Origin of the sequence: Pseudactinotalea sp., assembly GCF_048594945.1 — a bacterium.
Lineage (GTDB): Bacteria > Actinomycetota > Actinomycetes > Actinomycetales > Beutenbergiaceae > Pseudactinotalea.
In genome coordinates this window covers 1-9,991 of sequence record NZ_JBMDXJ010000113.1, presented here as the reverse complement: position 1 = coordinate 9,991, position 9,991 = coordinate 1, and the positions used below count along the sequence as shown (strand labels likewise).

At 69.2% G+C, this 9,991-nt stretch carries 8 protein-coding genes; 3 read left to right on the top strand and 5 right to left on the bottom strand.

Annotation, left to right across the window (positions count from 1 at the left end):
• The 3 genes from ACOJSN_RS05325 to treZ all read right to left on the bottom strand — a co-directional run.
• On the bottom strand, nt 1-900 hold a 900-nt coding region (locus tag ACOJSN_RS05325), incomplete at its 3' end, for a hypothetical protein (RefSeq protein ID WP_420111472.1).
• On the bottom strand, nt 897-2,615 hold the full coding sequence (locus ACOJSN_RS05320; RefSeq protein WP_420111471.1) for a PQQ-binding-like beta-propeller repeat protein: 1,719 nt from the start codon (nt 2,613-2,615) through the stop codon (nt 897-899). The genes ACOJSN_RS05320 and ACOJSN_RS05325, both read right to left, overlap by 4 nt.
• Before the next feature lie 9 nt (nt 2,616-2,624).
• Nucleotides 2,625-4,385, bottom strand: a complete 1,761-nt coding sequence (gene treZ / locus ACOJSN_RS05315; RefSeq protein WP_420111470.1) for a malto-oligosyltrehalose trehalohydrolase — start codon at nt 4,383-4,385, stop codon at nt 2,625-2,627.
• Nucleotides 4,386-4,623: 238 nt separating this feature from the next.
• Between treZ and ACOJSN_RS05310 the strand changes: the two genes are divergently transcribed.
• Genes ACOJSN_RS05310 through ACOJSN_RS05300 form a run of 3 tightly spaced genes read left to right on the top strand, consistent with a single transcriptional unit; the run spans nt 4,624 to nt 7,890 of the window.
• Complete coding sequence (locus ACOJSN_RS05310) at nt 4,624-5,550, top strand: carbohydrate ABC transporter permease (protein WP_420111469.1); 927 nt, start codon at nt 4,624-4,626, stop codon at nt 5,548-5,550.
• A 28-nt stretch (nt 5,551-5,578) separates the two neighbouring features.
• Entirely contained in the window at nt 5,579-6,493 is a 915-nt protein-coding gene (locus ACOJSN_RS05305) for a carbohydrate ABC transporter permease (RefSeq protein ID WP_420111468.1), read from the top strand.
• Entirely contained in the window at nt 6,490-7,890 is a 1,401-nt protein-coding gene (locus tag ACOJSN_RS05300) for a substrate-binding domain-containing protein (protein ID WP_420111467.1), read from the top strand. The genes ACOJSN_RS05305 and ACOJSN_RS05300 overlap by 4 nt, the downstream gene beginning before the upstream one ends.
• 7 nt (nt 7,891-7,897) lie before the next feature.
• On the opposite strand, the gene ACOJSN_RS05295 is transcribed toward ACOJSN_RS05300, so the two are convergent.
• Nucleotides 7,898-8,797 carry an LLM class flavin-dependent oxidoreductase gene (locus tag ACOJSN_RS05295; RefSeq protein ID WP_420111466.1) on the bottom strand — a complete coding sequence of 300 codons (900 nt, stop codon included), beginning with the start codon at nt 8,795-8,797 and terminating at the stop codon, nt 7,898-7,900.
• The coding region (locus ACOJSN_RS05290; protein ID WP_420111465.1) for an FAD-binding oxidoreductase at nt 8,794-9,991 on the bottom strand (1,198 nt) is incomplete at its 5' end. The genes ACOJSN_RS05290 and ACOJSN_RS05295, both read right to left, overlap by 4 nt.

The following is a 9,991-nucleotide window of genomic DNA, read 5'->3' as shown; positions in this document are numbered from 1 at the left end:
TGCTCGGCCGCCCGCGCGAGCCTCACGGGCGTCCATCACGCGGTCCAGCAGCAGCCAGGACAGCAGCGTGAGCGTGAGCACGATCCCGGCGATCAGGACGCCCACGCCGATCAGCGGGCCCGGAACGGCCGATCGGGACAGCCGCAGGAGCAGTCCGCCCCAGGCGAGCGCCCCAAGCACTCCGACCACGACGATCTGGGTCCGGGCGGAGAACCGGCGGCTGAGGTGCTCGACGAACCACGCCGATGTCGACATCGCGATCTCGGAGACCGCCGCGCCCGAGGTCACCGCGTAACCGAGGCCAAGGGCTCCCACCGACATCACTGTGAGGACGAGCAGCAGGCTGGGGTCGCTGTGCCCGGCGTCGAGCGCAGGCAGCACCACGGTCGCCAGGTTCACGAGGGTCACGCCGCCGACCAGGAGCAGTGCAGCGACCGGCTCCCACCAGACGAACTGCTTCCCCGCGCGCAGCACGTGCAGCACGCCGACTGCGACGATCCCGGCACCGGCCCAGACCAGCTGGCCGACCTCGGAGGCCAGCCAGAGCTGCGAGGACCACAGCAGAACAGGGGCGAGCAGGCCCGTGACGCGCAGTGCGACCGGAGCGTGCATCCCGGCGGTCGTGACGATGGCGGCGAGAACGGCGGTGACCGCCGTCGCGGGTCCGAGCAGCTCGGGCGCGATCCCGAACAACGACGAGCCAGCCGGGAGTTCCTGCCGAAGCCAGTGCCCACCCACCGTGACCACGGCGAGCGCCACGTAGATCACCACAGTGGCGGTGACGACCGCTCGAAGACCAGGTGGCCAACCGGCAGATCGCAGCCTGCCCGAACGCACGGGCTCGATCAGGGCCCGATCGATCACGTGGACCGCCAGGTCGACGACTCGTACGCCGGTCACCGGTACTCCCACCACCGGTAGTGGCCGCCGAGCAGCTGCACCGTGACGATGCCGTGGTCGCCGCGGATCGGTTCGAGGTCGGGTTCAGCGGCGTCGTCGGGGTACTCCCACGTGAGTGACGCCGTATCCAGACCGGCCAGCACCAGACCGTCACCCTGGATCGCCAGCACCGCGCCGTCCATCGGGAGCACCAGCGGCATCGGGTGCTCGGACGCCCACACGGGGCGTCCCGCCTGATCCAGCAGCCGGGCCGTGCGCGGCTCGGAGACCAGCAGGTGCTGCCCTGCCTCGGCAAGCACCAGATCGCTCGGCACCGCTCGCGCCCATTGCACGGATCCCGTGCGGGCCTCACGCACGGTGAGCCAGTTCCCGGCGCCGATCGCGACGTGCGCTCCCGTCGCTGATGCGACCGTGGTCCGCGGGTCCACGTCGACCGTCCACCACACGGTCCCGGTCTTCAAGTCGTGGACGCGCAGGCTCGAGCCGGCCAGCACGACGACGGTGCCCGGGTCTCCTCCCACGCTCACGATCTCAGCGGTCCCGCGGGCGCTCCATCGTTCGTCTCCCGTGAGGGGGTCGAGGACGGTGACGGCGCCGCTGGCGTCGCCGACGACCACCTGGCCGTGACTCTCGGACACCTGGGTCACGCCGTCGGCGACGGTGTGGCGCCACAACTCCCAGCCGTCACGGTCGTACGCGATCACCTCACGGTCGGTGGTGCCGAGGACCGTCACGGCTCCGACGGCGACCAACCCACGGATCGAGCCGCCCGGCTGGGTGCGCCAGACCTGCGAGTAGTAGGACTCGCCGCTGCCGTCGTCGATCGGCAGCCACGACGTGACGCGCCCCTCGGTGTCGGCGATCACAAGCTGGTCGGCTGCCCAGGTCACCCGCGAGCCACGCGGTATGAGCTGTTCGCGGTAGGACCCGGCCACGATGCGGAAGAACTCGACCTCCCGAACCGGCTCCCCGGTGAGCGCGGCGACCGGGTTCTCGTCGATCTCGACGGCGTCCCCCGGGTGTTCCGCGATGGTCACCTCAGGTGTGAAACCGGTCGGTCCTGCACTGCTCTCGGTGCGCCAGCCGGTCAGCCCGGCGTTCTCGCCCGCGCACCACGTGGCGACCTCGGTCGCGTGCTCCAACTGCACCTGGATGTCGACGCACCCGGGTCGGTCCTCGAGCGGCTCCGAGGTCACCAGTGCGGTGCCTGGCGCGGTGGGGGACCCGTCCCGCGTGAGCGTGCCCTCCCAGGTCGCGGCAACGCCGTCGAGCAGTCCCGGGTCGAGCACGGGGATCCCGGGATCGAGGGTGAGCGACGCATCCGGGGTGGCGAGTGCGCGGAGCGAGACGGTGTCGCCGTCGACCTGGAAGTCGATGCTGAGGCGCGCGGCGGGTCGGGCCGGGTCGAGAAGGTCGACCGTGAGCCAGTGGCCCGAGGTCACTGGGTCGAGGTGCCGCCGTGCGAGCAGGTCGAGCTCGTCCCACGCGGCTGCCGCGGGCAGCACACCCTGGTTGACCTGCCATGCCTGCCCGGTCGCGACGTCGGCGTGGAACCGGGTGGTGGGGCGCTCGGGCAGGTAGGCGGCGATCGAGTCACCGGGTGCGGCGGGCCGGCTCGCCGCCACGAGCGCGCCGACCGTCAGTGCGAAGGCCAGCGCGATGACCACGCTGGCCAGCGCGGCCCGGTGCCGGGCCGGTCGCATCGGCGTAGTCATCGAATGCTGCTAACTGCGAGCGAGGACGACGACGTCGTGACCGGCCAGCGCAATCTCCTCGCCGTCATGCGACTGTCCTGTGCGGTCGTTCCATGCCGCCAGGAGCACGCGCGCGGAGGCCGGCTCGAGCGGGATCGACTGCGGGACCTCGGCCGCGTTGATCAGGACCTCGAGCCGGCCGCGATGCAGCACGAGCCAACCGGCGTCGGCGTCGTAAGAGATCCTCATGCTGGACGTGTCGCCTGCGCGGAGCTCGGGCTGCAGCCGGCGCAGTGCGATCAGCGCCCGCACCCAGGACAGGTGGCGGACGTGCTCGATCTGGGTGAGCTCGTCCCAGTCGAGACTGCTGGCAGCGAACGTGGTCTCGGCCTGCGGGTCCGGTGCCTGCGCGCCCGCACCGTAGATGTCGTCCCAGCCGTGCTCGCCGAACTCGCGCGCACGGCCGTCACGCACTGCTTGAGCGAGCTCGGGGTCCTCGAAGTCGGTGAAGAACTGGAACGGGGTACGTGCGGCCCACTCCTCGCCCATGAACAACATCGGGGTGAACGGTGTCGTGAGAAGTAGGGCCGCACCGATCGCGGCCTGCCCGGGCGTGATCCGCTCCGGCGGGCGATCGCCGAGGCCGCGATTGCCCACCTGATCGTGGGTGGAGGTGGAGATCACGAACCGGTGCCGGGAGACATTGTCGGGAACAGGGGCGCCCCAGACCTGGCCGCGGAACGAGGAGAACGTGCCGTTGTGCACGAAGACCTGTCGGAGCGCCGCCACCAACGTGTCGAGCTCGCCGAAGTCCGCGTAGTAGCCGTGCCGCTCGTTCGTGAGGAACGCATGGATGGCGTGGTGGACGTCGTCGTCCCACTGCGCGGTCATGCCCAGGCCGCCGTCGGCGACCGGGGTGACCATCACGACGTCGTTGAGGTCCGACTCGGCGATCAGACCCAACGGGCGGCCGAGACTGCCGGCGAGCTCCGCCGTCGCGGTCGAGAGCTCGGCGAGCACATGCGTGGCGGAGTCGTCGCGCAGCTCGTGCACGGCATCGAGCCTGAGCGCGTCGATGTGGAAGTCGCGGAACCAGCGGAGGGCGTTCTCGACGATGAAGGCGCGCACGTGCTCGGATCCGGCCTGATCGAGGTTGACGGCCGACCCCCATGGCGTGTGGTGGGCGTCGGTGAAGTAGGGGCCGTAGGTGCCGAGGTAGTTGCCGGTGGGACCGAGGTGGTTGTAGACCACGTCGAGTGCCACGCCGAGACCGCGCGCGTGGGCGGCGTCGACAAAGCGCTGCAGGGCGGCCGGGCCGCCATAGGCGTCGTGCACAGCGTAGAGCGCGACGCCGTCGTAGCCCCAGCCGCGCTCGCCCGGGAAGGCGGCGACCGGCATGAGTTGCACGATGTCGATGCCGGTCTCGATCAGGTGATCGAGGCGCTCGATCGCGGCGTCGAGCGTGCCGGCGGCCGTGAACGTCCCGAGGTGGAGCTCATAGATCACCGATCCCAGTACCCCGACACCGCCCCAGTCCGCGTCGTGCCAGTCGTGGGCGTGCGGGTCGAAGGCACGCGAGGCGGCGTGCACACCATCCGGTTGGTGCGCGCTGCGCGGGTCCGGAAAGGGGCCATCGCCGTTCACGAGGAAGGCGTAGTCGGTGCCGGCCGCAAGACCAGGGGAGTGCTCCCACCAGCCCTGCTCGTCGCGACCAAGGGCGGTGGTGGTGTGGTCGACGACGAGGTCGACGGTGTCGGCGCTCGGCGCCCAGACGCGGATCGGGACAGTCACGCCTCAGACGCTACCCAGTGATGCGGTGGCCCCGCTGCGCCCGATGCCACCGGTCTGGTGTCCGGGGGTTGCGCCCCTCGTCGATTAGTGCATTATAGGTATATTCAATCTGCTGAGTGCTGATGCTCGGCAGCGGAGAAGCACTCGAGGGAGAGCGCGACCGCGCGGCCACCCTGACCGGAAGGACGCCATGAACGGCAGCACCGCACTGGAAAGGCCAGGCGCTCGCACCGCGCCGGTGACCGCAGACGCATCCCCAACGCGACGTCGACTGACCCGCACGCAACGCCGCAACCTCAGGCTTGGCCTGCTGTTCATCTCGCCGTGGATCATCGGGCTGGCGGTCTTCGTGGTCTACCCGGTGACGTACTCGGTCGTGCTGAGCTTCACCCGGTACTCGGGGCTGCTCGCGCCGGAGTGGGTCGGCCTCCAGAACTACGTCTCCGCGTTCCTCGATCCGCTGGTGGGCACGGCGGTCGGCAACACCGCGTTCTATGCCGTGCTGGCCGTCCCGATCGGGTTGCTCGTTGCGCTCGTGCTTGCGCTGGCGATGAACCGCAACGTCCGCGAGGTGGCGCTGTTCCGGACGATCTTCTACATGCCGTCGCTGATCCCGGCGTTCGCGATGTCCTTCATCTTCATCGTCTTCCTCAACCCGCAGTTCGGGTTCTTCAACCAGCTGATCCGCCCGTTCGGCGGCGCCGACGTCAACCTGCTGGGCGACCCGACCGGCATCAAGATCGCGATCGTGCTGATGGCCCAGCTCGGAGCCGGCAACGCGGCACTCATCTTCCTCGCGGGGCTGCGCAACGTGCCACGCACGTTGTACGAGGCGGCGCGCGTGGACGGCGCCAGTCGCGGCCGCCAGTTCCTGTCGATCACGCTGCCGCTGCTCAGTCCGGTGATCCTGTTCAACCTCATCACCGGTGTCTCCGGTGCACTGCAGGTCTTCACCGAGGCGTTCATCGTCACGAACGGCACCGGCGGCCCCGACTCCGGCGCGCTGTTCTACATGATGTACCTCTATCGCAACGCCTTCGGCTTCGCCGAGCTCGGCTACGCCTCAGCACTCGCCGTGCTGCTGTTCCTGGTGGGGATGGGGCTGGCGCTCCTGATCTTCTTCCTCTCCCGCCGCTTCGTGAACTACGACGTCAACGCGGCATGAGCGCGCCGACGAGCGGAAGGAGCTTGACGTGGCACTGAACACCAACGCACCCAGCTACCAGGTGGACGAGGAAGCCGCGGACCGCGCTGACTACGGCCGTCACCAGGACGGATCCCGAGCGAGCTGGCAATCCGCGCTCGTCTCGCGGATCACGATGATCCTGCTGAGCCTGGTCTTCCTGCTGCCGCTGTACTGGATGATCCTCTCCTCGGTGAAGTCGGACGAGGAGCTCGCCCAGTTCCCACCCACGTTCTGGCCGGAGAGCTGGGACTTCAGCAACTACGTGGACGCCGTCACGGCGATGCCATTCCTGCAGTTCTTCGCGAACTCGGCCATCATCACGGTCAGCGTGGTGGTGCTGGCCGTGGTGTCGAACTTCATCGTCGCGTACGGGTTCGCCTGCATCGACTGGCCGGGGCGCAACAAGGTGTTCTACCTCGTGATCGCGACGCTGTTCCTGCCGTTCCCCGTGACGCTGATCCCGATGTTCGACATGTGGGCGCGACTGGGTCTGGTCAACACCCTGTTCCCACTGATCCTTCCGGCGATGTTCGCCTCGGCGTTCTTCACCTTCCTGCTGCGTCAGTTCCTGCTCCAGATCCCGATCGACATGCTCAACGCGGCGCGCGTCGACGGCGCATCGGAGTGGCGGATCCTGTGGAAGCTGGTGTTCCCGACCGCGCGGCCGGCGCTGACCGCGGTGGCGATCTTCTCCGCCGTCGGGGCATGGAACGACTTCATGGGACCGCTGATCTATCTGCAGGACCAGCGCGTACAGACCCTGTCGATCGGTCTGCAGACATTCCGGAGCGTCAACGCGCAGGACGTCTCCTTCAACCAGCTGATGGCGGCATCGGTGCTGGTCATCCTTCCGCTGGTCATCCTCTTCTTCGTGTTCCAGCGCTACTTCATCCGTGGCATCACCCTGGGAGGCTTCAAGTGACCGGGACCGCACTCAACCGCCGCACCTTCCTCGGGCTGGCCGGAGCGGGCGCTGTGGCGATCGCACTGCCCTCGTGTGCCAACCAGGCCTCGAGCGACCCCAACGTGATCCGCTACTGGGGCATGGGCGCCGCCGACACCGACAAGGACCAGGCCGTGGCTGACGCGTTCGCGCAGACGCCCGAGGGCGAGGGTGTCCGGATCGCGATCTCCCAGGTGCCCTCCAGCGGCAACTCGGACATGAGCCAGATCATCACAGCCGTGCGCGGTGGCACCGCGCCGGACATCTGGTGGATCGACCGCTTCAACACGGTGCAGAGCGCGTCCATCGGGCTGCTCGAACCGCTCGACCCGTACATCGAGGAGTACGAGGGTGTCAGCGCCGAGGAGTTCCGCAAGCAGTGGGTGAGCTTCGCGGTGGACGAGCTCACGTACGACGGGCAGCTGTACGGGCTCCCGACGTCGACCGACGCGCGCGGCATCATGTACAACTACGACCTGCTCCTCAAGGTCGGCCTCGATCCCGACATGTTCGACCCCGAGCAGCACGTGCTGACGTGGGGCGAGCTCGGCGAGATCGCCGAGAAGTGCGTGGAGATCGACGGCAACGGCAACTACACGCAGTTCGGGTTCGCGCCGTGGCTGGACCAGGGCGGCTCGCCCTATACCTACGCCTTCGGTGCGGGGGCCGCGGTGTACGACAACGACCGGACAACCACCACGATGGACACGCCGGAGTGGCTGCAGGTGTACGACCTCTACACCGAGTGGGTCGAGCGGTTCCCCTTCGCACGGGTCGACGCCTTCTTCGCGACGTACCAGCCTCCGAACGCGCCGCCCGCGCAGACCGTGATGTTCAGCGAACGCATGGTGATGACTCCCACCGGTCCCTGGCAGATCCAGGGCAACGAGAAGTACGCCCCGGACCTCGACTTCCGATGGACCTGGCTGCCGGTGTGGAACGACGGCGACCCGACCTACACGTGGTCGGGTGGCCAGGGACTCGTATTCCCTCGCGGCACCGAGATCACGCGCACCAAGTGGGAGTACATGAAGTTCCACGCCGGGCGTCCGGGCCAGACGATCATCCAGCCGATGCTCGGGAACCTGCCCACTCACCTGCAGACGATCGCCGACGGCGCCTACAACTCCGATGCACAGTTCTTCGCCGAGATGCTCCCGTCCTCGACGTCCCGGCCACCGCTGCCGGTCGGCACGGCGGCATGGGACGCGCTGGACCGTGCACGTCAGTCCGTGACGTTGGGGTCGGCCACATCCCAGGAGGCGGCCGCGACCGCGCAGGCATTCGTGGCGCCGAAGATGGACCTGTTCCCCGGGTTCCGGATGCCGGCCAGTTACGGTCAGCCGATCGACCTCACCCCGCCGGCCGGGGGCTGAGCGGAGCTCAGGACCGTGCCGCCGCCACCAGCTCCCGGGTGGCTGGGGCGACCTCGGCAGCGAAGGTCTGGAGCGTGGTGGCCTCGTCCCCGCCGAGGATGTAGCCGGAGATGCCGTGCGTGAGTGTCACCTCGGCGAGCTGCTCGGCCCACAACGACGGCGGGCCGTCGAGGAACCCGCTGCCGGTCGGGGAGAACTGGCCGCCCATGAGGTTGAGCAGGCGACGGACGGCGGTCGCTGGCCGACCTGCCTGCTCGGCCGCGTCGTCGATACGTGAGTTGAGCTCGGGAAGCGAGTCGACGCCGTCGGGCAGGTAGGAGAGCGACGGGAGCCAGCCATCCGCCTGCGCACCGACGAGGGCGAGCATCTTGGGCTTGTAGGCACCGACCCAGATGCCGACCGGGTGCGCCGGGGCCGGACCCCGCTTGGCGCCGTCGGCGGTGTAGTAGGTGCCCTGGACGCGCACGCCGCTGCGGGTGTCGGTGTCCCAGATCTCGCGGATGAGGTCGATCCCCTCGGACAGGGCAGTGACGGCCTGACCGGCCGTGAGGCGGCGCCCGCCCATGGCTTCGATGGCGTCCCAGAAGGCGCCGGCACCGAGGCCGAGCTCGAACCGTCCGCCGCTGAGCAGGTCGAGCGAGGCTGCCGCGCGGGCGAGGACGGCGGGCGGCCGGAGCGGCAGGTTGATCACGTTGGGGACGATGCGGACCTGCTCGGTCCGTGCCGCGACCCAGGTCATCAGGGTCCATGTGTCGAGGAACGAGGCCTGGTAGGGGTGGTCCTGGAACGTCGCGAGGTCGAGGCCCTCGGCGTCGCTGAGCTCGGCGAGACGCAGGGCCTGCTGCGCGCCCGCCGCGCTCGGGGTGATGAAGCTCCCGAAGAGCAGGTCGTGGCCGTAGTCGGTCATACGGGTTCTCCTTGGTGGACGAGTGGGAAGTTGTCGCGGAACAGCGCGTCTGGGTCGTACCGGTGCTTGAGGTCGCGCAGGCGCGCCAGCACGTCGGCTGGGACCGCGCGCTCAAGTCGATCCGGGCCAGGGCCGGTGTCGAAACTGAGGTAGAGACCCTCCATGTGACGCTCCAACGGTTCCCACGCCTCGTCGAGCACGGCGTGGAACGTGCCCATCACCGTGACCTGCAGCTCGGGCGAGCGATGGCTGAACGCCATGGCCTCCGGTGCCACATCCGCGACCGCACCGCCCATCGCACGCAACTGGAACCAGCGGATCCGGCCGGCGCGCAGGGCGGTGGCCGCGTCGTGGGCGAACTCGGGGGTCAGTGAGGTAAGGAACCCCGAGCGGGAGACCGGCTCGCCCGCCCCGTGGTGGCCGTCAGGTCCGGTGTCCGGTGCCATGCCCATCACGGCGTGGTACGGCGCGAGCACCACCTGCTGCTGCACGAGCTGACCGATCTCGACGAACGGGTTGAGGCGCTCGATGATCGTGTCGGGATCGGGGGAGGCGACGACGCCATAGAGCTGCAGCACCGCCTGGCCGCCTTGGGGCGTGCCGGTGACGAGGAACATCGTGGTGTCCCGTGGTGCCTGGGCCTGGATCCGGCCGTAGGCCACCAGCGCGGCCTCGAGGTCCGTGGTCGCGAACGTCAGCTGCGCCCACCCGACCTGGTCGACCTCCTCCGCCTCGAGCTCGAAGGAGGTGGCGATGCCGAAGCTGGCGCCGGCGCCGCGCACGGCCCAGAACAGGTCGGGGTTCGCGTGCTCCGAGGCGCGCACGGTGCTGCCGTCGGCCAGCACGAGCTCGACCGCGCGCACGTGATCGATCGTCAGCCCCTGCTGGCGTCCGAGCATGCCGATGCCGCCCGCCGTCGCGAGGCCGCCGACGCCCACGCCTCCGTGGTCGCCGGAGGTGATTGCCCAGCCGTGCGGCGCGAGAGCCGCTGCGACCTGCTTCCACGTGACTCCGGGACCTACACGCACGAGGCGACGATCGGCGTCGAGTACCTCGATCTCGTTGAGTGCGCTTACATCGATGACCAGGCCGCCATCGTTGGTGGATCGGCCGCTGATGCCGTGGCCGGCGCTGCGGATCCCGAGCGGCAGATGGCGGTGGTCGCGTGCGAACGTGACGGCGTCGACGACCTCG